General features: G+C 70.3%; 25 protein-coding genes. 14 read left to right on the forward strand and 11 right to left on the reverse strand.

Translation table 11 applies throughout. From position 1 onward, the window contains the following. The 3 genes from E1218_RS36240 to E1218_RS25685 form a co-directional block, all read left to right on the forward strand. On the forward strand, positions 1-222 hold a 222-nt coding region (locus E1218_RS36240; RefSeq protein ID WP_165949420.1), incomplete at its 5' end, for a hypothetical protein. 96 nt (positions 223-318) lie between these two features. Continuing rightward, positions 319-1,287 carry a ring-cleaving dioxygenase gene (locus tag E1218_RS25680; RefSeq protein ID WP_132324488.1) on the forward strand — a complete coding sequence of 323 codons (969 nt, stop codon included), beginning with the start codon at positions 319-321 and terminating at the stop codon, positions 1,285-1,287. Beyond that, positions 1,284-1,916: an alpha/beta hydrolase gene (locus E1218_RS25685; RefSeq protein ID WP_132324490.1), complete on the forward strand. Its 633-nt coding sequence runs from the start codon at positions 1,284-1,286 to the stop codon at positions 1,914-1,916. The genes E1218_RS25680 and E1218_RS25685 overlap by 4 nt, the downstream gene beginning before the upstream one ends. A gap of 79 nt (positions 1,917-1,995) precedes the next feature. Here the strand turns inward: E1218_RS25685 and E1218_RS25690 are convergent, their stop codons facing one another. Then, positions 1,996-2,220, reverse strand: a complete 225-nt coding sequence (locus tag E1218_RS25690) for a DUF7218 family protein (protein WP_132324492.1) — start codon at positions 2,218-2,220, stop codon at positions 1,996-1,998. Positions 2,221-2,449: 229 nt separating this feature from the next. Between E1218_RS25690 and E1218_RS25695 the strand changes: the two genes are divergently transcribed. From E1218_RS25695 to E1218_RS25705, 3 genes are all read left to right on the forward strand, one after another. Then, positions 2,450-5,452, forward strand: a complete 3,003-nt coding sequence (locus E1218_RS25695; RefSeq protein ID WP_165949421.1) for an AfsR/SARP family transcriptional regulator — start codon at positions 2,450-2,452, stop codon at positions 5,450-5,452. An 84-nt stretch (positions 5,453-5,536) separates the two neighbouring features. Further along, positions 5,537-5,917, forward strand: coding sequence for a hypothetical protein (locus tag E1218_RS25700; protein ID WP_165949422.1), 381 nt, complete (start codon positions 5,537-5,539; stop codon positions 5,915-5,917). Between the two features lie 71 nt (positions 5,918-5,988). Beyond that, positions 5,989-6,870 (forward strand): hypothetical protein, encoded by an 882-nt coding sequence (locus E1218_RS25705; RefSeq protein WP_132324498.1) that lies wholly within the window; start codon positions 5,989-5,991, stop codon positions 6,868-6,870. Positions 6,871-6,902: 32 nt separating this feature from the next. Here the strand turns inward: E1218_RS25705 and E1218_RS25710 are convergent, their stop codons facing one another. Further along, positions 6,903-8,468 (reverse strand): mucoidy inhibitor MuiA family protein, encoded by a 1,566-nt coding sequence (locus tag E1218_RS25710; protein WP_132324500.1) that lies wholly within the window; start codon positions 8,466-8,468, stop codon positions 6,903-6,905. Positions 8,469-8,542: 74 nt separating this feature from the next. On the opposite strand from E1218_RS25710, the gene lhgO reads away from it, so the two are divergent. The 3 genes from lhgO (at position 8,543) to E1218_RS25725 (ending at position 11,567) form a co-directional block, all read left to right on the forward strand. Continuing rightward, positions 8,543-9,736, forward strand: coding sequence for an L-2-hydroxyglutarate oxidase (gene lhgO, locus E1218_RS25715; protein WP_132324502.1), 1,194 nt, complete (start codon positions 8,543-8,545; stop codon positions 9,734-9,736). 95 nt (positions 9,737-9,831) lie between these two features. Then, on the forward strand, positions 9,832-10,890 hold the full coding sequence (locus E1218_RS25720) for an NAD-dependent epimerase/dehydratase family protein (RefSeq protein ID WP_132324504.1): 1,059 nt from the start codon (positions 9,832-9,834) through the stop codon (positions 10,888-10,890). Continuing rightward, complete coding sequence (locus E1218_RS25725; RefSeq protein WP_132324506.1) at positions 10,887-11,567, forward strand: hypothetical protein; 681 nt, start codon at positions 10,887-10,889, stop codon at positions 11,565-11,567. The genes E1218_RS25720 and E1218_RS25725 overlap by 4 nt, the downstream gene beginning before the upstream one ends. 139 nt (positions 11,568-11,706) lie before the next feature. On the opposite strand, the gene E1218_RS25730 is transcribed toward E1218_RS25725, so the two are convergent. Beyond that, positions 11,707-12,258, reverse strand: coding sequence for a dihydrofolate reductase family protein (locus tag E1218_RS25730; protein ID WP_132324508.1), 552 nt, complete (start codon positions 12,256-12,258; stop codon positions 11,707-11,709). Positions 12,259-12,370: 112 nt separating this feature from the next. On the opposite strand from E1218_RS25730, the gene E1218_RS25735 reads away from it, so the two are divergent. Further along, positions 12,371-13,036: a winged helix-turn-helix transcriptional regulator gene (locus E1218_RS25735; RefSeq protein ID WP_165949423.1), complete on the forward strand. Its 666-nt coding sequence runs from the start codon at positions 12,371-12,373 to the stop codon at positions 13,034-13,036. Here E1218_RS25735 and E1218_RS25740 read toward each other — a convergent pair. Continuing rightward, on the reverse strand, positions 12,997-13,335 hold the full coding sequence (locus tag E1218_RS25740; RefSeq protein ID WP_165949424.1) for a hypothetical protein: 339 nt from the start codon (positions 13,333-13,335) through the stop codon (positions 12,997-12,999). The genes E1218_RS25735 and E1218_RS25740 overlap by 40 nt on opposite strands. Before the next feature lie 191 nt (positions 13,336-13,526). Here E1218_RS25740 and E1218_RS25745 point away from each other — a divergent pair, with 191 nt between their 5' ends. Then, a complete protein-coding gene (locus tag E1218_RS25745; protein WP_165949425.1) occupies positions 13,527-13,991 on the forward strand; it encodes a TipAS antibiotic-recognition domain-containing protein in 465 nt (154 codons plus the stop codon). 69 nt (positions 13,992-14,060) lie between these two features. On the opposite strand, the gene E1218_RS25750 is transcribed toward E1218_RS25745, so the two are convergent. Then, on the reverse strand, positions 14,061-14,765 hold the full coding sequence (locus E1218_RS25750) for a hypothetical protein (protein ID WP_132324516.1): 705 nt from the start codon (positions 14,763-14,765) through the stop codon (positions 14,061-14,063). A gap of 256 nt (positions 14,766-15,021) precedes the next feature. On the opposite strand from E1218_RS25750, the gene E1218_RS25755 reads away from it, so the two are divergent. Beyond that, a complete protein-coding gene (locus E1218_RS25755) occupies positions 15,022-15,465 on the forward strand; it encodes an Hsp20/alpha crystallin family protein (protein ID WP_132324518.1) in 444 nt (147 codons plus the stop codon). Positions 15,466-16,151: 686 nt separating this feature from the next. Here E1218_RS25755 and E1218_RS25760 read toward each other — a convergent pair. Further along, a complete protein-coding gene (locus E1218_RS25760) occupies positions 16,152-16,733 on the reverse strand; it encodes a hypothetical protein (protein WP_165949426.1) in 582 nt (193 codons plus the stop codon). A gap of 211 nt (positions 16,734-16,944) precedes the next feature. On the opposite strand from E1218_RS25760, the gene E1218_RS25765 reads away from it, so the two are divergent. Continuing rightward, positions 16,945-17,361, forward strand: coding sequence for a CBS domain-containing protein (locus tag E1218_RS25765; protein WP_132324522.1), 417 nt, complete (start codon positions 16,945-16,947; stop codon positions 17,359-17,361). A 213-nt stretch (positions 17,362-17,574) separates the two neighbouring features. Here E1218_RS25765 and E1218_RS25770 read toward each other — a convergent pair whose 3' ends face one another. Continuing rightward, positions 17,575-17,973 carry a hypothetical protein gene (locus tag E1218_RS25770; protein ID WP_132324524.1) on the reverse strand — a complete coding sequence of 133 codons (399 nt, stop codon included), beginning with the start codon at positions 17,971-17,973 and terminating at the stop codon, positions 17,575-17,577. Between the two features lie 167 nt (positions 17,974-18,140). Here E1218_RS25770 and E1218_RS25775 point away from each other — a divergent pair, with 167 nt between their 5' ends. Next, entirely contained in the window at positions 18,141-19,409 is a 1,269-nt protein-coding gene (locus tag E1218_RS25775; RefSeq protein WP_165949427.1) for an MFS transporter, read from the forward strand. Here the strand turns inward: E1218_RS25775 and E1218_RS25780 are convergent. The 4 genes from E1218_RS25780 to E1218_RS25795 all read right to left on the reverse strand — a co-directional run bounded on the left by E1218_RS25780 (position 19,333) and on the right by E1218_RS25795 (position 21,807). Then, positions 19,333-20,565, reverse strand: coding sequence for an RNA polymerase sigma factor (locus E1218_RS25780; RefSeq protein WP_233712468.1), 1,233 nt, complete (start codon positions 20,563-20,565; stop codon positions 19,333-19,335). The two genes, E1218_RS25775 and E1218_RS25780, sit on opposite strands and share 77 nt — an antisense overlap. A 10-nt stretch (positions 20,566-20,575) precedes the next feature. Beyond that, positions 20,576-20,932, reverse strand: a complete 357-nt coding sequence (locus E1218_RS25785) for a YciI family protein (RefSeq protein ID WP_132324528.1) — start codon at positions 20,930-20,932, stop codon at positions 20,576-20,578. A 111-nt stretch (positions 20,933-21,043) separates the two neighbouring features. Next, on the reverse strand, positions 21,044-21,418 hold the full coding sequence (locus E1218_RS25790) for a hypothetical protein (RefSeq protein WP_132324529.1): 375 nt from the start codon (positions 21,416-21,418) through the stop codon (positions 21,044-21,046). Beyond that, on the reverse strand, positions 21,418-21,807 hold the full coding sequence (locus E1218_RS25795) for a VOC family protein (protein WP_132324531.1): 390 nt from the start codon (positions 21,805-21,807) through the stop codon (positions 21,418-21,420). Before E1218_RS25795 ends, E1218_RS25790 begins: the two co-directional genes overlap by 1 nt. Positions 21,808-22,067 lie beyond the last annotated feature (260 nt).

Raw genomic sequence — 22,067 nt, forward strand, 5'->3', positions numbered from 1 at the left:
CTCTTCCACGTCGGCAGCGTCCCGGCCGTCACCCTGGCCGTCTACAGCATCGGCGTCGCGGACACCGACTACGGCAAGGGCGTCGGCCTGTGGTTGATGTCCGGTGTCATCGGCCTGCTCACCGTGGCCGGCATCCTGCTGATCTTCCGGCGTTCGCTGCTGTCGCTCTGGCTCGTCACCGGCATCCTCCCGACGGCGGTCACCGGCTTCTACGTCCTCTGATCCCGGCCGCGGCCCGTGGTGGCCGGCGGCGTCCGGTCGTACTGTCGAGGAGGGGCGGCCGTCGTCCCGGCTCCGCGGACTGGGAGGGGATGAGCGATGGTTGCCTCGGTCGCACCACACGGACTGCACCATGTCACCGCGATTGCGGAGGATCCGCAGCGCAACGTCGACTTCTACACCACGGTGCTGGGGCTGCGCCTGGTCAAGCGGACCGTGAACTTCGACGCTCCGGACACCTATCACCTGTACTACGGTGACTCGTCCGGCCGCCCGTCGACGCTGCTGACGTTCTTCCCGTGGCCGGGTGCGCCGTACGGCCGGCAGGGGACGGGGCTGACAACGGCCACCGCCTTCAGCGTCCCGCCGGAGTCGCTCGGCTGGTGGCAGAAACGGCTGCAGCGCCTCGGTGTCGACGCGGACGAGCCGACGTCTCGCCCCGAGGAGGACGTCCTGCGGCTGCGTGATCCCGACGGCCTGGTGATCGAGCTGGTCGCGTCCGACGGCGACTCCCGGTCCGGGTGGGACGGCGTGGCCGCCATCTCGTACGACAACGCGATCCGCGGCCTATTCTCGGTCACCATGACCGAGCAGGTGCTCGGCCCGACCGCCGAGATGCTCGCGGGCATGCTGGGCATGCAGCACGGGCAGGACACGGCCGACGGGTCCCGGTTCGTGATGTCCGGGGGAGCCGAGGGTACGGCGGTCGACGTCCAGGCCAGCCGGAAGTCCCGCGGCCTCCAGGCGGCCGGAACCGTCCACCACATTGCCTTCCGGGCACCCGACGGCGAGACCCAGGCGAAGTGGCGGATGGAACTGATCGAGGCCGGTGTCCAGGTCACCGAGATCCTCGACCGGCAGTACTTCACCTCGATCTACTTCCGCGAACCGGGCGGGGTCCTGCTCGAGATCGCGACCGACCAGCCGGGGTTCACCGTCGACGAACCACTGCTGGAACTCGGGCAGCACCTGAAACTCCCGCCGTGGCTCGAGCCGAACCGCGAGCAGATCCAGGCCTCGTTGCCGTCGCTGCGGGTGCCACCGCCGCCGGACGAGATCGACCGATGAGCGAGGACCCGCTGCAGCGCCCGCACGTCTGGCAGCCGGGCACGTCGTCACCACCGCTGCTGTTGCTGCACGGCACCGGCGGCGACGAGCACGACCTGCTCGTCCTGCGGCAGCACCTGGCCCCCGACGCACCGGTGCTGTCACCTCGGGGGACTGTGTCGGAGCAGGGGATGGCCAGGTTCTTCCGCCGGGTGCGCGAGGGGGTCTTCGACGAGGACGATCTCCGGCTCCGCGCCGACGAGCTGGCTGCGTTCCTGGAGGCCGCCGAGCACAAGTACGACGTACCCGCCGGTTCCTGGCTGGCCGTCGGCTTCTCCAACGGCGCGAACATGGCGTCCGCGCTGCTCCTGCGCCATCCCGAGTCGCTGGCCGGCGCCGTACTGCTGGCCGCCATGGTGCCGTTCGCCGCCGACGAACCCGAGGACCGGGCCCTCACCGGCAAGCGAGTCCTGATCGTCAACGGCACCACCGACCCGATGGCCACTGCCGACCAGACCAGCCGGCTGACCGACCAGCTCCGCCACAGGTCCGCCGACGTCCACCACCTGTCGTTCGCCGGAGGCCACACCATCGACCCCCGCCAGCTGCCCAGCATCAAGAACTTCGTCGACCTGTTCAGGGAGACCTAGGGCCGACCAGGTGCGGTCGCGCCGCACCACCCGCCGGCCAACCGACCGGGGCCGCCTCGGCGTGAGGCGGCCCCAGGCCTCAGTTCTTCTTTGCGGCGGCCTTGCCGCCCTTGCTGCCGGCTTCCTTCTTCTGCGCGGTGGTGCCGCCCTGCTTGCTGCTGGCACCCTTGCCGCTCTGCTTGCCGCCGTGCTCGCTCGACTTCGGCGCGTTGGCGATCCGGGCGGCGCGCTCCTTGGACATTCCCTTGTCCTTGAGCGCCTCGTACTGCTTCTCGTTCTTCACGTTCGCCGACTTCCCTGGCATCACGACCTCCTGGGCTGCGTTGACTGCGTCTCCGATCTGCCGGGTGGCGGAACCCACCGCGCCGGTACCCAGCCGGCACCGCGATGCACGCCCATTTGAAGGATCAAACCGGTCACGCCCGGTTGCTCACTGTGATCTGGCCGATACGCAGTGAACCCCTGATTGGTTAACATTCCTGCCCAAAGACACGTCGATGCCTGCAGCGGTCGAGGAGTCGGGGGGAGAACCTGTGCGGTTCTTTGTGCTGGGGCCGATTCAACTACGGGTCAGCGGGGCGCCGTCGCCAACGGCGCCGACCTTGCGCGTGCTGCTCGGCTGCCTGCTGGCGCGGCCCGACGCGCCGGTGCCGTTCGACGAGCTGATCGACGCGCTCTGGGGCGACAAACCGGTGCGGAACGCACGTCAGCGGCTCCACGTGCACGTCCATCGGCTGCGGCGGTTGCTCGGTGACCCGGCCAGGATCGCCTGCGAGCATGCGACGTACCGGCTCCGGCTGCAGCCTGGTGAGCTCGACGCGGAGACCTTCGAGTCGCTGCTGGACGAGGCCGGCGCGTCGGCGCGGGCAGGCGACGACGAGCGCGCGGCCGCGACGATCCGGGAAGCGCTGGAGTTGTGGGAGGGACCCGCGTACGCCGGGCTCGACCACGTCGAGCTGCTGCGGGCCGAGGCGGACCGGCTGACCGAGCGCCGGCTGGTGGCGTTCGAGGACCTCTGCGCCGCCGAACTGGCGGCCGGCCGCGGCAGTGCGATGATCGCCGAGTTGCGCGATCTCGCGGCCCAGCACCCGCTCCGCGAACGGCTGCAGGAACAGCTGATGATCGCGCTGTACCGGGCCGGTCAGCAGGCGTCCGCGCTCGAGGTCTACCGGCGGACCCGCACCGCATTGGTGGACGAGCTCGGTGTCGAACCGGGTCCGCGGCTCGCCGAGCTGCACGCCGCCGTGCTGGCCGCGGACCCGGCGCTGGCTCCGACGCCGGAAAGAACCCGGGACCGCGTCGACCCCCATCCGGGCAACCGGACGACCGCGCCCGCTCAGCTGCCCGCCGCGATCGCCGACTTCACCGGTCGTGACAAACAGTTGGCACTGATCCAGGACCTGGCCGCCCACGATGCCGGACCGGCCGGGACGGACGCCGGCGTCACGCCGGTGCTCGCGATCTCCGGACCGGCCGGCATCGGCAAGACCGCGCTCGCGATCTGCGCCGCGCACCGCCTGCGCGGCGCCTATCCGGACGGTCAGTTGTACGTCGACCTGCGCGGCGCCGAAGCCGTCGCACTCGACGCGGGAGACGTGCTCGCTGGGTTCCTTCGCGCGCTCGGCACCGCAGCCGAGGCGATCCCGGACCGGACGGAGGAGCGTGCCACCCTGTTCCGGAGTCTGCTCGCGGACTCGCGCATCCTCGTCCTTCTGGACAACGCGAACAGCGAGGAGCAGGTACGCCGGCTCATCCCGGCCGCTCGCGGTTGCCTGGTCCTGATCACCAGCCGGACGCCGCTCGGCGGGCTGGAGGGTTCTAGGCTGATCGACCTCGAGCGCTTCGACCAGGAGCAGGCGCTCGAGCTCCTGGCCCGGGTCGCCGGGCGGGAGCGGGTCGCGGCGGAACCCCGCGCGGCCGCGGGGATCGTCGAACTGTGCGGGCTGCTTCCGCTCGCGGTCAGGATCGCGGCCGCCCGCCTCGCCATCCGGCCCGACTGGGCGCTCGGTCAGCTGGAGTCCCGCCTGGCCGACGAGTGCCGCCGGCTCGACGAGCTCCGGCTCGGCGACCTCGCCGTCCGCGCCAGTCTCGCGTCGAGCATGCAGGATCTGAGACCCGCCGCCCGGAAGGCGTTCCGCCGCCTCGGCCTGCTCGACACTCCACAGGTCCCGGCCTGGCTGGCCGCGTCGGTCCTCGACCAGGCGACCCGGGACAGCGAACACATCCTCGACCAGTTGGTAGACGCGCAACTGCTCGAACTGGTCCAGGCGGACGGGCCGCCGCGTTACCGGCTGCACGACCTGGTCCGGTTGTACGCCGGAGAACGGGCGCAGGACGAGGAGCCGCACAGCGCCGGGGTGCTCGAGCGCGCGAGCAGCGCCGCGTTGGCACGCACGATCGCGGCGATCCGCGGGCTCGAGTTCGGCCCGAGCCGGCCGGCTGCCCTCGACGACCACGGGAAGCTTCTCCCGCCCGCGGATCCACTGGGGTGGCTCGAGACCGAACGGACGGTGCTGGTCTCGATCGTCCGGCAGGCGGCCGACGCCGGTCTCGCGGACGCGGCCTGCGCGCTCGCGTCGACGCTGACGCCGTTCCTCGACACCCGCGCGCAGTACGACGACTGGCGACGTACGCACGAAGCCGCGCTCGCCGCCGCCCGCCGGCTCGGGGACGACCGGGGCATCGGGTGGATGTCGGTCAAGCTCGCCGAGCTGGCCCGGATCCACGACGACTTCGCCGGTTCGCTGGAACTGCTCGACCAGGCGAGCAGCGCCTTCCTGGCCGCTCCCGACGGGGTCGGCGAGGCCGAGGTCCGGCTGCAGACCGGGATGACGTATCGCGCGCTCGGCCGGCCGCACTGCGCGCTGTCCAGCTTCGACGAGGCCCAGCTCCGGTACGGCGAACTCGGCGACGACCACGGCGTGGCGTTGGCGCGGCTCAACGTCGGCGCCGCGTACCTGGACCTGAGGCGCCAAGGCGACGCCCGCGCGCACCTCACCTCAGCACTGACCGCATTCCGTGCGCATGCCGATCGACGCAACCTCGCGCTGGCGCTGCGATGGATCGGCGTGTGCGACCGGTACGACGGACGCTACGTCGACGCGGAGACCCGCCTGATCGAGTCGCGAGCGACGTTCGAGGCGCTGGGGGACACCCACAACGCGGCTTTCGTGCTCGGTGACCTCGGCCGACTCTGCCTGGCGCTCGGCCGGTGCGTGGACGCCCGGAAGCTCTTCGAGGACAGCCTCGCCGGATTCCGGACCTACCGGGACCGCCACGGTGAGGCGAGAGCGCTGCACGACATCGGCATCGTCCAGCAACGCCGCGCGCGGCACCACCTGGCCGCCCGGTACCTGCGGGACGCGGTCCGGATCTGGCGCGAGCTCGGCGTCCGGCTGTGGCACGAGCGCAGTCTTCGCAGCCTGCGGGTCAGCCTGCTGGCGACCGGGGACACGACCGGCGCCCGGACCGCGGCCGAAAGCGCCGACTCGCTGGCGCGTGAAGTCGGCGAACAGCGGTCGTTCATCCCGTTGTAAGTCCGCTCGGCTGCACTGGTGCTGCTCGGCGGAGGCGCCGGGCCCGGGCCGCGGCCCGGACAGAGTGGGGAGAGACGAATGCGCATGACGACCAGGCTCGCCGGGATGCTGGGGGCGACCGCCGTACTGACCGTCGGCCTCGCGGGAGTTGCCAACGCCGACCGTGGTGACGGCCAGCTGGCCTGCAACTCCGGGGAGATCTGCTTCTCCGAGCACGCCAACGGTGTCGGCGGCCAGCGGCACTTCTTCTACAACGCCGAGCACAGCTCGGCCGGCAACTTCCACAACGGCGTGCGGTTCTACCACAACGCCAGCGCGCTCAAGAACCGCGACACCGAGTGCGGGGTCTGGGTCCAGGAGTCGGGTGACGTCGTGAACGACTCGTGGCTGTTCCTCCGGTCCAGCAACTGGGTGAACTTCGCGTCCGACCTGAACGACGAGAACGCGCGGCACTGGCGCTGCTGACGTCCACGGCTCCAGGGCGGGACGGCCACCCCGTGCGGCCGTCCCGCCCCCGCTCGAAGGGAAACCACATCATGTTCAGCAGGATTCTCGCCGCCGGCTTGGCGGTGGCCGGATTGCTGGGGACCGCCGGCTGCAAGGCGCAGGCCGACGCACGGCAGCCCGAGGGCGGCGGGTTCGAACTGTTCCTGCGGCACGAGCTGACGCGCGTCGAGCAGGCCGGCCACGCGCTGTTCCACCGCTGCATCACCCAGGCGGGCTACTCGCCGGGATCGTCGACGCCGCCACGGGACCTGTTCGGCTGGCTGGCCGAGAAGCCGGTCAAGCCCCGGACCGTCGACGAGGCGCGCAGGAACGGCTTCGGTACGGCGATCCCGGCACAACCGGCGCAGCTCCGGCGAACCGGCCAGGCGTACTACGCGGCCGTCGAGCGATGTGAGACCGCCGCCCGCGCGAAGCTGGGTGATCCGGCCGAGGTCGCTCAGGTGCGGGACAGGTACACCGAGATCGGCAACCGCCTCGGTCACGAACTCGGCGTTCGGGTCAAGGCAGTCCTGCAGGAGGAAAGCGACGGTCTGGTCTCCTGCCTCGGCGCCAAGGGCTACCCGCTGCCCACTGGGGTCCGGTACGACGCCGGCAAGAACGTTACGCAGTTCGGCATCCGGCTCGGCGCCAACACCGCACCTGTCGTCTCGCCGGCCCGAACACTGACCGGCGGCGCCGAGGTGCTTCCGGCGATCCCGGCCCGCCCGTACCGTCCCAGCCCACAGGAGTCCGCGTTCGCGATCGCGTTCGCCGAGTGCGGCACGAGTACAGGCCTCTTCGACCGCCTCGACGCTCGCCTCCCGTCACTCCAGCAACAGACGATCACCCCGTACCGGGCAGAGCTGACCGAACTCAACCTCAGGCTGAAGACAATGGCCGCCCAGGCAGCCGGCATCGCGGCGGATGGGTAGGAAGGTCGTCGACCGGGAGGCGCCCCGACCGGCTACTGGCGCCAGCCGGTGAGTTCGACGGACTTGGCAGTCTCGACGCGGAAGGCGAGCTTGATCGCGGTCGCTTCGCCGGCGGCCAGGTCGAGCTTCCAGGTGACCACGCCGAGGCCGGTCGTCTCGGCCGGCTCCGGCGCGGTGGTGACCGGTTTGACAGTGATCTCGTGGTCCCGCGCCACCGGCAGTTGGTCGAGGACGGTGATCCGGGCCTTGCGCGGCGTGTGGTTCTCGACCTTGGTCTCGTACTCGACCTCACGTCGGCGCGTCGAACCGAGCGTCGCCTTGGTCGCGGTCCGGCGGACGAGTTTCCGCTCGACGCGGATCCGGTCGTCGAGGCCGAGTGCGAGCTCGACGTCCTCGCCGGGCGCCCACAGCGGGAGCGCGGCCGAGCCGACGAAGTCCGCCTCGTGAAAGACCGCGGCCTTCCCGGCGGGCAGAGTGTGGGTGGACGAGTTCACCACCGTCGCGCGCAGGTGGACGTCGGTGGAGCGGACCGGCGCGGTGACGTAGTCCAGCTCGGCATCGAGGTCGATCGCGGCGATCGTTGCCCGGTGCGAGGCACCGTCCGCCGGGACGGCGACCGGCCGGGGAGGCGTGTAGGCCGCGGCCGTGACGCCCTGCTCGACGCTCGCCTCCAGGGCGGCGAACTCCGGCATCGCGGCCGCCTGGGTCTGCACTGCGAAGTCATCCTTGCTGGACTGGAGACCACGCATCCCACCGGCCGGTGCGGCCGCCAACGGCACCGGTGGGCGGAAGCGGTCGAGGTACCAGGGGTCGAGCTCGGGCACCTTGGCCGTCACCGTGGGCCGGGCCGTCGACAGCGTGAGGTCGCACTCGGGCCAGTTCTCTCCGGTCCGTTGGGTGATCAGGCCGTACCAGTTCAGCGTGAGCCGGTCGCCTTCGAGGCGAACGTCGTACGAGCTGGTCCAGCCGGCGTGCGGGACGACGTACGAGAGCTCGATCTCGACCTCGGCCGCGGTCTCCAGCGCCAGCGCGACGGCAGCCGAACGCCGGTCCGGCTTGCGTTGCCGGCCGACCTCGGCCAGCCGGCGATCGGCGGCGGCCAGGCGTTCCTCGGCCTCGCGTCGCTGGCCGGCCAGCTCTCTGCGCTTCGCCCGTACGGCGGTCAACCGGGCGGCGAGCGACTCGGTGAAGCCGCCGAGCTCGGCCCCCGGCTCGGCCGAGGCCAGCGTCCGGGCGAAGCTGCCGCCGGCCCGCCGGGCCAACTGCGCCAGGAACGTGTCCAGCTGCGCCTGGACGTCGTCGGCGTCCGACAGCTCGGCGACCTCGGCCTCGGCCTCGCGGCGCTGTCGCTCGAGCTGGGCGACGGTCTCGTCGGGAGCCTGCGGATGATGCCGCAGGGCCAGGTCGACGCCGAGCACGGTGGCCGGCCCACGACCGGCGACCCGGATCGAGTCCTCCTCGAGAGCGGTCGGCAGCGGCTCGACGTACACCGTCCGGTCGCCGGCGGGCACGCTGACCGTGCCGCGCCGGGTGATCCGCGCGCGGTCGGGGTAGACGGTGACGGCGGTGATCGGGGCATCCACCACGAGTTCGGTCATGCCCAGACAGTAGCTGTATTTCCGGCCATCCCTTCCGGCTCTCTTGGACAGGTTGCCGGTACAGGGAGAGGTCGATGGGATCTGCGGTCGTGGTGGGCGGTGGCATCGTCGGTCTGGCGGTGGCGAGGGCGTTGCAGCGCCTCGACCCCGGGACGCCGGTCGTCGTCCTGGACAAGGAACAGTCGGTCGCTGCGCACCAGACCGGCCACAACTCCGGGGTGATCCACTCCGGCCTGTACTACAAGCCCGGGTCGCTGAAAGCCCGGCTGGCCGTCGCGGGGGGAGCGGCGCTGAAGGAGTACTGCGAGGAGAAGGGCATCCCGGTCGACGTGCCGGGGAAGCTCGTGGTCGCGACCACCGAGTCCGAGTTGCCGCAGCTGGACCGCCTGTTCGGCATCGGCCGGGAGAACGGTGTCCCGGTCCGCCGGCTGACCTCGGGAGAGGTCGCTGAGCGCGAGCCGCACCTGCGGGTGAAGGGTGCCCTGGCCGTCGACTCCACCGGCCGGGTGGACTTCACGCTGGTGGCCGCCGCGCTGGCCGACGACGTCCGTGCGGCCGGCGGCGAGATCCGTACCGGGGTGACGGTCACGTCGATCGAGAACGCCGGCCGGACCGTCCGGGTGCGGACGACGGACGAGGTGATCGAGGCCCACCGGGTCGCCGCCTGTGCGGGCCTGCACAGCGACCGGCTCGCCCGCGCCTCGGGTCTGGAACCCGGAGTCCGCATCCTCCCGTTCCGCGGCGAGTTCAGCGAGATCGTCCCCGAGCGGGACTTCCTGGTGAAGGGTCTGGTGTACCCGGTGCCCGACCCGGACCTGCCGTTCCTCGGCGTCCACCTGACCCGTGGCATCGACGACACCGTCCATGTCGGGCCGAACGCCGTACCGGCGCTGGCCCGGGAGGGCTACTCCTGGCGGAAGGTCGTTGCCCGTGATCTCTGGGAATCCCTTGCCTACCGGGGCTCGTGGCGGCTCGCCCGGCGGTACGGCCGGACCGGGGCCAAGGAAGTCTGGCGTTCGCTCACCGGCCGGGCGCTGGTCCGCGAGGCCCAGCGGATGCTGCCCGAGCTCCGGGTCGCGGACGTACGGCGCTCCGGCGCCGGAGTGCGCGCGCAAGCGGTCACCCGTGACGGCAAGCTCGTGGACGACTTCCTGTTCGTCCGCGACGGCCGGACGTTGCACGTCCTGAACGCCCCGTCGCCGGCGGCCACCGCCTGCCTGCTGATCGGCGAACACATCGCCCAGGAGCTGGCCGCCGACCGGGCCTGATCCGGCGCCCATGGTCCACAGTGGGACGGCACCTGATGAAGGGCCGCGCCTGCCGCGCCGGGAATAGAGCCCGGCAACCGGGGTACCGCTCGCGTGTGCGAGTTGTCATCACCGGCGCCAGCGGCAATGTCGGCAGCGCCTTGAGCCGTCGTCTCCAAGCCGCGGGCGAGCACGACATCGTCGCCGTCGTCCGGCGGGTGCCCAACCGCGCCGCGACGAGGGAGTGGGTCTCGATCGATCTGTCCCGGCCCGACTGCGAACCTGCGCTGCAAGAGGTGATCCGCGGCGCCGATGCGGTGGTGCACCTGGCGTGGGCGTTCCAGCCGTCGCACGACGTGCGCTACCTGGAGTCTGTCGGCGTCGGCGGTACGCAACGGATTCTCGACGCGTGTGTGGCGACTGGCGTCGGACACCTGGTGCACATGTCGTCCGTCGGCGCCTACTCACCCAAGCGCGACGACAACCCGGTCACCGAGGATTGGCCGGTGGGCGGCATACCCAGTTCGTCGTACAGCAGTCACAAGGCGGCTGCCGAGAAATTGCTCGACAGTTTCGAACAGTCGGTCCACGGCACGGCGGTGGCCCGCCTGCGACCCGGGATCATCGGGCAGCGCGCGGCGGGCAGTGCCCTGCTGCGTTACGCGTTGCCGGTGCTGCTGCCGGCCAGAACGGTGAATGCGGTGCCGGTCATACCCCTGCCGGATGGCCTGACGGTGGCGATGGTGCATGCCGACAACGTCGCGGACGCGATCGTCCGGGTGCTGCAGCAGCGGGCAGCTGGAGCGTTCAACCTGGCGGCACCGACGCCGGTCACCGCGGCGATGATCGCCGAGGCTCTCGGTGCACGGTGGATCAAGACGCCCGCCCCGGTGCTTCGCGCACTGATGCTGGCTACCTGGCAGGCGCGCCTGCAGCCGGTCGGACCGGGGTGGCTGGACATGGGATGCGCCGTTCCGCCGTTGGACAGTTCGCGGGCCAGGCGTGAGCTCGGTTGGTCCCCGACGGTCGACGCCATGGGCGTACTGCGGGAAACCGTCGAGGGGATGAGCCACGCCGCCGCCGGCGCCACCGCCGTACTGCGACGTCGCACGGTGGTGGGTGAGGTGTCCGAGTTGCTCAGCCGGGGCCCGATCAGTCACCGGCACGAATCGTGAATCCCGAAGCGCCGGGTCTGGTCAGGCGGCTCACGGATGCGCCGAGTCAGGGATTCTCGGCGTTCTTCCGTGGGTTGGCGCAGCTGCGGCGCGCCCCGGCCGTGCACCCGCGCGGCATCACCTTCACCGCACGGCTCCTGGTCGATCAGCTGAACCCGTTGATCTCCGAGGGCGATCACGTCGCGACGGTGCGACTGTCGAAGGGTGCCGGGACACCTGGCCGATGGCCTGACGTCCTCGGGGTGGCGCTGCGGCTCGATCCGTCCTGTGACTTCCTGTTCTCCAGTGCGGGCGAGGGTGTGTGGACGCGCTGGTTCCCGACGCCGGCGGCGGACTGGGCCACCGCCCACTACGGGACGCTGGCGCCGTACGAAGCGGCCGGCCGCTGGTGGTGGCTCATGCTGATCCCGGCCGGCGGTCCGGTCGGCCACGCTTCCGTCCGGGATCCGGAGCACCCATCCAGCTTCATCCTCCACCTCGGCGACGAACCGGCGAACTGGCGCCCCGTCGGTCGGCTGACCCTGCACGAACGCATCGACGGCAGCGGACTGGTCTTCGACCCGATCCTCAATCACCCGCCCGACGCCCTGCCGGCGCCGCGTTGGCTCCGCGAGCTCCGCGAACGCGCCTACTCCAGCAGCCGCCAAGGCCGAAATGCACCACCACCGGTCCCCTGAGCCGGCGGCGAGACGGCCAGACCCACGCTCGCGCCGCCGCGCGATCCGCCGCTCGCTGGCCGTCCGCGCCGGCCCCCACGGCCGCCCCCACGGCCGCCTTCGCCCGCCCGTCCCGCGGCCCTCCACCTATGCCGACTGATCAGTGTGGCGTTGGCACGTACTCGAGCAGTTGCATGCGGCCGTCGAACGTGCGGGCGGTGACCAGTTCGAGGTCCAGGTCCGGCCAGTCGGTGAAGATCGGGGAGAGGCCGGTCTGGCCGGTGATCACCGGGAACAGCACGATCTGGAGGGTGTCGACGAGTCCAGCGCGCACGAGAGCCTTGCTGAGCGACATGCTGCCCATCGTGCGCAGCGGCACTGAGCCCTCGGCCTTCAACCGGCGGATCACCGTGACTGCGTCCTCGGCGATCACCTCGGTGTTCGCCCACGCCAGCGGTGGCTCCAACGTCTTCGAGAACACGTACTTCGGCACCTCGGCCATGCGGGCGAACGTCGGGTCCTCCAGTTCGGTCACGATGCGCGACATCTCCCGGAAGGTGTTCGCGCCCATCACGATCGCATGGTCCTCGGCCAGCTTCTCCTCGAACCACGCCGTCACCTCCGGCCCCTCCTTCCCCCAGTAGCCGGGCCATCCCTCAGCCGCCCCGAACCCGTCCAGACTGCTGATCACGTCGACCGTCAAGGTCCTCACAACGGATCTCCTTTCGCTCGATGACCACCTGTCGCCTCGGACCCTACGGATCCTGGTTAGAAATAACAACCATTCAGTGCGAATTTCGAACCAGTTTGCTACGATGGGGGTCATGACGAGCAAGCGTCGGTACGACGACTCCTGCGGCCTGGCGCAGGGGTTGAACGTCGTGGGCGACCGGTGGGCGCTGCACGTGGTCCGCGAACTGCTGCTTGAGCCGAGGCGGTTCGCGGACCTTCGCGCCGACCTGCCGGGCATCAGCAGCAACGTCCTCACCCAGCGACTGACCGACCTCGAGGAGGCGGGCGTCGTTCGCCGTCGCCGGCTTCCCCCGCCCGCGGCGTCGTGGGTCTACGAGCTGACCGGGTGGGGCGCGGAGCTCGAGCCGGTCATCCTTCAACTGGGAGCCTGGGCCGCCCGCTCGTCCGACTTCGACACCGAGTCGCCGCTCAGCTGTACGTCGGTTGTGCTGTCGATGCGGACGATGTTCCGGCTCGAGGCTGCCGAGGGCGTCGTACTGCGCATCGGCTTCCGCCTCGCCGAGCGGAACGTCCTGGCGCGGATCGAGACGGAGCAGCTCGACGTCGTCGTGGTCGAGTCCTTGGCTGCGGCCGCGGCCGCGGTGGTGACCACGACACCGGAGGTCCTGGCCAAGCTGCTCTTCGATCGCCTGGACCTGGACGCGGCGCTCGGGGAGGGACTGGTCAGCCTGGAGGGCGATCGCGCCGGATTCGAGCGCTATCTGGCCTGCTTCCGGCTGTCCGGAGCCGCCAGCTGACGGCGGATGAGTAGGCCGGTGGTTGCGACTGCGACGGCGACGAGGAGAGGTGGTACGGCGGTGCTCGGTGTCGTGGTCGTAGTGGTGAAGACGCGTTGGGCGTCGTCCAGCAGCGCGGACGGATCGCGCGCGTAGACGCGGGTTCCGGCGGCGCTGGAGACGGCGGTGATGAGGGCAGGGACGATCCAGAGCGCGAGCAGGCTGGTCGCTGCCACGATCACCCGGCCCTTGTCGTTCACCCCGGCCCAAGCGATCACGAGACCGATCAGGACCGGCGCAAGCCAGCGCACAACCCGCATCACGCTGAACCGGTGCCGGGGAAGGCGGCCGAACCGTGAGCGTGCTCGTCGCCCCGGGCATGTCGATCCCTGGCCTGCCGTCATCCGGCGTTCCCCCCTCCCGAGCGCTGGCGGACAGCAGAGGCAGTCCGGCAACAGGGTGCGCAAACGTGGTTGCAGTTGACGCGGCGGCAACTCGTAGCGTGGCGCGCATGACGAGACGGAGCCTGCGGTCGCCGATGTCGGCCGGCGAGAAGAAGCGGGTGTGGGGCGAGTTCGCCGCCCGCGAGACGGAGTACCTCGACGAGGTCGCCGACCGGTGGGGCGGGTCCGGCGCCTACGCGCAGACCGCGCGCCGGGTCGCCACCTACGGCGAGGCCGAGTGGGAGCAGATCAACCGCGAGTACGCCGGGATCGAGGCGCGGATCCGGGAGTTGATGGAGGCCGGCACCGAGCCCACCGACCCGGCGGCCATGGACGTGGCCGAGGCGCAACGACAGCACGTCTGCCGCTGGTACTACCCGATGACCCACGATCTCCAGGTCCGCAAGAGCGAGCTGTTCCTGTTCGATCCGCGGTATCGCGGCCCGCTCGAGGAGAAGACCCGTCCGGGCGCACCCGAGTGGCTGGCGGCCGCGGTCGAGGCCAACGCGACCCGCGCCGGCTCACCCGCCTGACCTCACCGAAGGTCCCGGTACGAGGTTTCGGTCCGCACACTCGAACGCGCGCGGACCCCGCCGGCGAATCTAGGTGGCGATGTCGTAGGTGACCGTGAACTGGCGGTCGGCGCGGCGTACCTGGACGGCGGTCAGCAGGCCGAGCAGCACGATCACGACGCCGGTCATCTCCGCCGCCTCCTCGACCGCCATCGCCGTGTGCCGCCAGAGGTACCGGGCGCCCGCATCGGTCAGCAGGACGTTCACGACCTCCATGCCCAGCGCGCCACCGATCGAGGTGGTGAGGCCGGCGAGGATGAGGAGCCTCGGCCGGGACGGGAGCGCCCGGAAGGCGGGGACCAGCACGGCGAGCGACAGCACGAGAATCGCGGTGGCCGGGATGGTCCACCCGAGGCGCCCGAGCAGCGAGCTGGTCTCGAACACGGACGCGGTCCATTCGGCGCCGCGTTCGTGCAGCGAGACCACCTCGTCGAGCGAGAGCACCGCGAACACGACCGCGAGCACGAGCCAGGCCCAGGTGACCCAGCCGCGCGCCATGCCTCCGCTGGCGAGCAGGCTCGCAGCCGTCGCCACCAGGCAGCACGCCACCAGCAACGCCGAGGTCCACCAGCTCGCCAGTGACCGCTCCTGTGCTGCGTTCAGCAGTGCCAGCACGTCGGGCAGAGCGCCACTGGTCGGCCGAGCGATGGTTCGCACCCCGACCGCCACGACATGGAGCACCATGATCGCGGCGCACACCGCGAGCAGTACCCTGCGAGTCCCCACCATTTCCATGCTGTTCACCTTGTCGCCGCCCCTTGTGTGCCGCGACGCTACCAGCGCGTGAGGTGCACAGCCCGCAACTGAGCATGAGAGTTCGATGACGTCGGCACTCCGGCTCGCGGTACGACGCCGGCCGGACGCCGTGCCTCTGACTTTCAACGTCAGCGATTGGATGACAGTGGGTCTTGTCATCGATCCGTTGACATGTTATATGGGAAGTGCGTATTGACATGACCTTGGAGTCGAGGTTTCAAGGAGGTGCAGGACGATGTTGATGCGCACCGACCCGTTCCGGGAGTTCGACCGCTTCGCCCAGCAGTTCATCGGCAACCAGGCGCCGGGCACGTGGTCACGGCCGACCGCGATGCCGATGGACGCCTACCGGCAGGGTGACTGGTACGTCGTCGCCTTCGATCTTCCCGGCATCTCGCCGGACGCGATCGACCTGGACGTGGAACGCAACGTTCTCACGGTGCGGGCCGAACGCCGGCCGCTCGAACGCGGCGAGGGTGTCGAGATGCAGGTCGCGGAGCGTCCGCTCGGGGTCTTCTCCCGGCAGCTGTTCCTCGGTGACACGCTGGACGCCGCCAACATCCAGGCGAGCTACGAGTCCGGCGTACTGACGCTGAGGATCCCGGTCGCCGAGCAGGCCAAGCCGCGCAAGATCGAGATCGCGAACTCCGACAGCGGGCAACGGCAGATCGACGCCTGACTCCGGCGGCACTGCCCTCTCCAGGGGTGATCCGATGACCACGATCGAACGGAGGACGGCCGAGGACGCGTTCGTCGATCTCTGGATCGGCGACGACGGCCTGGTGCGGGACGAGTTCGACGCGCTGATCGCCGACTGCTGGGAGTCGCCGTGCCAGCCACCGCGCCGGAAGCCGGCTCCACCAGACCGGGGATGGAGCTGCGGCCCGCCGCGCAGGTGGCCACGGCGATCCGGCCACTGCTTCAGCGCACCCGCGCCGGCGAGCCGTCCGCAAGGCCGGGGGCGAGATCCTCCGGGACGCATCGCGTGCGACAGGCCTGAGACGACAAGGAGGTGAACGGATCCCGGATCCACGAACACCGATGGCCCGGTGATGCGGTCGCTCGCTGAACACCTCTTGATTCCAGCGACGCTCCGTTTGCTGCCTGTCCTCGTCAGGACGACACACGCAACGCGAGCCGCCGCATCATTTTCGGCTGGTAGCGCGGGCGGGGAGACCCGGCCCGTGGTTCTCGCTGCACTCCACCGACCCGCGCTACCAATGACCAGCGGTCGGCGGCGGTCCCGCCGCCGACAGCCCGCGACAATTCGTGACCCCTCATCGCGTGGCCGCCAGGTACCCACCCGCGAAGACGTGCATTCGCGGCACCTCCTGTGAGCTAGGCAACGTGTGCCGACGGCTGGCGTCAGCGGTTTCGCGCTTTGCGTTTGTGGCGGAAGGCGCTGCCGAGGGATTGGGCCGCTCGGCGGAGGGACTCGTTGTCGCGGTGGGACCGCCAGCGGACGACGGTCGCCCGGTCACCGTGGCGGGAGCGGAGGATCGACCGTACCTGCTGGATGTCCTCGACGTTCGTGAGCAGAACGATCCCGCCGGCGGCCGCGGCTTGCTGCAGGGCGGTCTGCAACGCCTCCTGGTCGAGTTCGTGCGTGTCGTCGGGTGCCCAGATGATCACGATCGGCACCTCCAGCTCGTCCAGCCAGTAGCCGCGGACGACGAGGCTGTCCTGCTCGGCCGCGGTGGCCGACAGGGTGGGCAGCTCGTGCTGGACGACGTCGATCATCGCGCGGTGGTACGACGATCCGCGCTCCGGCCGGTCGAAGGAGATCCGCTGCAACCCGATCTCTTCCGGCAGTCGCCCGGTCCCGCCGATCACGATCAGGAGGACGCCGGTGAGCAGGGCGGCCAGCGACAGCGAGTCGCCGCCGTGACGAAGGGCGATCGTGATCGCCGCTGCGATCAGTCCGAGACCGCAGACGCTGAATGCCACACGGATCGGGGTCCGTACAGGCTGGCCCGACATCACTCACTTCCTGCCCGGGAAGGCCGCCCTGCATCTGCCTGACAGGTTCCTGCTTCCAGGCTACCTACTGTGGTCCGGAATTCACGAAGAGTAGGTCGTGCGCCTGGTCCTGCCGAGGTTTTCGAGCCGGACGAATGGGCACCGCCCCGGCTTCGCGGCGGATGGAGAGGTGATCACGATGACGACCGCACGGGACCTGATGACTCCTGGCGCGGAGTGTGCCGGTGAGAACGACACTCTGGTCGAGGCCGCCCGCACGATGCGGGATCTCGACGTGGGGGCGCTGCCGATCTGTGGCGAGGACAACCGGTTGAAGGGCATGCTGACCGATCGCGACATCGTGGTGAAGTGCATCGCCGACGGGGGCGACCCATCCCAGGTGACCGCGGGGTCGTTCGCTCAGGGCAAGCCGGTCACGATCGGCGCGGACGACAGCATCGAAGAGGCGCTGCGGACCATGGAGGATCACCAGGTACGGCGCCTACCGGTCATCGACGGCCACACGCTGGTCGGCATGCTCGCCCAAGCGGACGTCGCGCGCGCCGTCCCCGCCAAGACCGGCGAAGCCGTGGAGGAGATCTCCCGCCCAGGCTGAAAGGTTGCTGGAGGAACTTCCACGACGTGCACCTCCATCGGCAATCAATCCGGAGCATCGCGCGCCGACTTCTCGTCGGCACCGAAGTGAGGCTCACGGTGATTCCGCACCTCGCACCTCGGCGTGTCTGATTCCGCCGGTTCAGACGATGGCTGCTACCGCGCGGTGATCACTCGGACGCGGGAGCCGCCACCCACGCCCGGGGGAACGCGGTCACCCGGTCTCGGTCATCTCCTGCAGCATCTGCTCGTCCTCCTGCAGCAGTCCCTGCAGCAACGTGACGACTTCCTGCTCCAGCCGGACGAACTCCGCGAACGCGGTGAGAGCTGCCGAGTCCGACATCGCGGCCTCGTCATGAGGTGCCATCGGCAGCGTCCGGTGGCCGGCCATCTGGTCCGAGATGCCCGACAGCTGCTCGGCGACGTCACGCTGCCTCGTCACCAGTGCGGCGTACGCGTCGAGCTCGAGTCTCGCGTCAGCGTCGGCGGGGTCAAGGGCTCGCATGTGATTCTCGAGAATCCGTGCCGACGCGGCGAGCAACCGGCCGAACGTGCCAGGCAACGTGGACCGGCTCGCCAGTCCCAGACCGCAGGTCCATGGTTCTTCTTCCATGGTCGAGTCTCTCGCCGATCGCGCGGGCCACTCAACCGGCGCCCTCGAACCCCGGCGATTCCGGAGATCGCTGTCGGATCGGGAACTCCGGGTTCGTCGATGGGGTGAGCGGCTGCCCGGGAGTGGGCATCCACCGACCCGAACGGACTGTGACCATGAACCAGGGAATGAGGACGCTTCTGCAGGCTCGGCAGCTGTTGGCCGCGCTGTCGGCGCAGTCCGCCTCCACGTACGCCAACCAGGTGATCGCACTGGTCGTCCCGTGGCTGGTCCTGACCCGTACGGGCAGTGCGGCGAGCGCCGGCACCATAGCGTTCGTCATGGGCATCGCGGCGCTTGCCGGCACCTTGACCGGCGGTTTGGTGACCGACCGGATCGGCGGCCGGCGCGTCTCCATCCTGGCCGACAGCCTCAGCCTGGTCACCGCGCTGACGCTCGCCGTGGCGCTGTGGCTCGACTCCTTCTCGCTCTGGCTCGTTGCCATCACCCAGGTGCTCGGTGTCTTCTTCGACGCACCGGGCCACATCGCCAAGGTCAGCACGGTCCCTGCGGCGGCCGACGAGGAAGGCGTGCCGATGACCCGCGCGATGGGCCTGACACAGACGCTCCAAGGCGTGGCGACGTTCGTCGGGCCGGTCACGGCCGGCGTGCTGATCGCGGCGTTCGGCGAAGCCAATACGCTGGTGGCGACCAGCGCGCTCTTCCTCATCAGCATCGTGCTGGCGTCCCGGCTGCGGAAGCGGGTCGTCACACACGACCAGCCGATGACACCGCGGCAGGCCTACCGCGATCTGCGCCAGGCGGTGCGGTTTCTCGTGCAGGAGCCGTTCCTCGGCAAGATGCAGTTGGTCGGGCCACTGATGGGCGCTGTCCTCGTGCCGATCCCGGCGCTGATCTTCCCGGCGTGGTTCGTCTTCGCCCAGCAGGACTCGCGGGCCCTCGGCATCTTCCTGGGCGCGGGTGCGGTCGGCGGCATGGTCGGAGGCGTCACGTTCGCCGCGCTGGCGGAGAAGCTGCCGCAGCGGACCTGGCTGGTCGGTGCGACAGGTCTGTACGCGTCGGCTCTGCTGGGGCTGTTCTTCCTCCAGCCGGGCTCGGTCCTGGCGATCGGAGTCAGCTTCCTGGCCGGATCCGTGCTGAGCGTGATGTTCGCTGTCCCGTACACCGCCTTCTACAGCCGTACGCCGCAGCAGCTCCTGGGCCGCGTGGGCAGTCTGGGGGCCGCCTACGGTTCCCTGGTCGGTGCGCTGGCCGCACTCGGCTTCGGTCGGCTCATGCACACCGTCTCCGCACCGCACGCGCTGCTCGCAGCCGCCCTGATCATGGGTGGTATCGCGGTCGCGCTGGCCTCCCTGCCGTTCATGCGCCTGCTCGACGGTTCGGCCGAGCTGACGGAGGCCGAGCCGACGACGTCACCTGTGCCAGCCGCCGGGTGAGGTAGCGGCGTTCCGGACCGTCGGGGGCCAGCGCAACGGCGGTCCGGAAGGCATGTTGTGCGTCTTCGGCGGATCCCACGCGGTCGAGGAGCTCGGCGCGGGCCGCGTGAAACGCGTAGTACCTGGTGAGGGCGAGACGGTCGAGCTCGGCGAGTCCCTCGTCAGCGCCATGGACCTCGGCGACGGCCACGGCTCGGTTGAGGGCGACCACCGGAGTCGGGGCGACGGTCAGCAATTGGTCGTAGAGGGCAACGATCTGACCCCAGTCGGTGTCCTGGAACGTGCTTGCGTCGGCGTGTACGGCGGCGATCGCTGCCTCGAGCTGGAAGCGGCCGGGCTCGTTGCGCCGCAGGCACCAGCGGACCATGCGGTGACCTTCGTGGATCAGCTCGGGGTCCCACAGGCTGCGGTCCTGGTCGCGCAGCAGCACGAGTTCGCCGTGAGCGTCGGTGCGGCCGCGGCGTCGCGCCTGGGTGAGCAGCATGAGAGCGAGCAGCCCGGCGACCTCGGGCTCGTCGGGCATCAGCAACCGCAGCGTCCTGCCCAGCCGGATGCCTTCTTCGGTCAGGTCGGGGAAGGAGCCGGCCTGACCGTGTCCTGTGGTGTAGGTCAGGTAGACGGCGGTCAGGACCGAGCGCAGTCGATCGGGCAGCTCGGTGTCGCTCGGAGTGCGATACGGGATGTTGGCCGCCTTGATCTTGTGCTTGGTGCGGACGAGGCGCTTCGCCATCGTCGGTTCGGTGGTGAGGAACGCCCTGGCGACCTCGGCGGTCGAGAGTCCGCACACCAGCCGCAGAGTCAGCTCGACCTGGCTCTGCGGCGCGAGCGACGGATGACAGCAGGTGAAGATCAGCCGCAGACGGTCGTCGGGCATGGTGTCGCCCTCCCGGTGTTCCATCGCCACCGTCCTGAGGAGTTCGTTGCCTCGGGCATCACGTCGTACCTTGTCGATCGCGCGGTTCCGGGCGGTGGCGGTGATCCAGGCGCCGGGGTTCGGTGGCAGGCCGTCGTCCGGCCACCGCCGGAGCGCGACGGCGAAGGCGTCCTGGACCGCGTCCTCGGCCAGGTCGAGGTCGCCGAACATCGCGACCAGGGCGGCGACCGACCGGCCGGACTCCGCGCGGAAGACCCGGCCGATCGTCACGCGGTCGGCCACCGTGGGCGCCCTAGGACGTCAGCTCGTCGACGAACGGCCGGACCTCGATCGAGGCCCCGATCAGCGCACTCACCTGGCCTGCCCAGTTGAGCGCGCCGTCCAGATCGCTCGCCCGGATCAAGTAGAAACCGCCGAGGTGGTCCTTCGTCTCGGCGAACGGACCGTCGGTGGTCAGTACGTCGTTCGCGTCGGCCTGGACGACCGTGGCGGTCGACGGATCGTGCAACCGCCCGCCGAAGACCCAGGCGCCGGCGGACTTCATCTCCTCTTCCAGCCGCCGGATCGCCCGCACGTGCTGCTGCATCTGCTCGTCCGACATCGGCGGGCCCTGGACTGCTCGGCCCGGCCGCAACAGGTAGTACGTCATCGTGGGGTCCCTCCCGTACCGCGGGGCCTCTGCTCCCGCTCTCACCCTCACTACGAATGCCACCGGCATCAGATGGACACCTGCTCCCGATTCGCATCAGACCACACGGACTCAGCTGTCGGCCAGGAGTGACTTCCGGGCGAACTCGACGGACTCGGCGAGCACGGTGCGCCACAACTGGGGATCGACCGTGGTGATGGCGACCCATTCGCGGAACACCCTGCCGGCGGGAGCGAACGGCTCGCCGGTGCCCGCCGCGACCAGTTCACCCACGCGCTCGCGCGGCAACTTCACCACCAGACCGCCCGCCTTGTCGTCGTAGGTGGCGAGGAACCGTCCGGCCAGGCGGACACACGGGTAGCCCATCATCGTGGCCCGGCCGATCGCCGGGTCGTAGAGCAGGTCGTCGGTGAGCTCCTCGTAGAGGTCGCGGGCGTCCCCGCCGGACGGCTCCGGCGGGGACGGCGAGCGGTCGTTCGCGGGCATCAGGCCGCTGGTGGAGTGAAGACACCGAACATGTTGCCCGCCGGGTCGCGCAGGTACGCGAACGTCGGCGCGCCGGGCGCGGTCTCCAAGTGCTTGCTGACGACCGACCCGCCGAGTTGGGTGGCGTCGGCGCAGGTGGCCTCGACATCGGCGACCAGGATGTAGAACACCGAGTGGCCAGGCGTCTGCCCGTCGGTGCCGGCGATGCCGCCCATCGGAGCGCCTGCTCCGGAGGCGGTGATGTTGCGGTAATCCAGGCCGCCGGACGCCGCCGGGCCGTCGGCCTCGAAGGTCCAGTCGAACAGGCTGCCGTAGAACTTCTGCGCGCCGTCGGGGTCGCTGGTGGCGACCTCGAACCAGGCCAGGGCGCCGGGAGCCGGGTTGGTCATGGGTCCATCTCCTTGTGCTCGGATCACCCGCCGGGGCGGCGGGTCGAATCCACTGTCCCGGTCGTCGGCGACAGCCCTATGTCGGAGTTCCTCTGTCGGAGTTCGGACGCAGGTTCTCGGAACCCAGCGCGGACGCCGGCAGCCTCAGTTCGTGGCCGTCGACGATCGGTTCCGGTGCCTGTCGCGGCCGCGGCCGGTGCGGGGACGGCTCGGCCGCCGTGATGCGATCCATCCGGAACACCCGGTCGTCCGCGCGCAGA

Origin of the sequence: Kribbella turkmenica (assembly GCF_004348725.1) — a bacterium.
In the GTDB taxonomy this organism is placed as follows: Bacteria; Actinomycetota; Actinomycetes; order Propionibacteriales; family Kribbellaceae; genus Kribbella; species Kribbella turkmenica.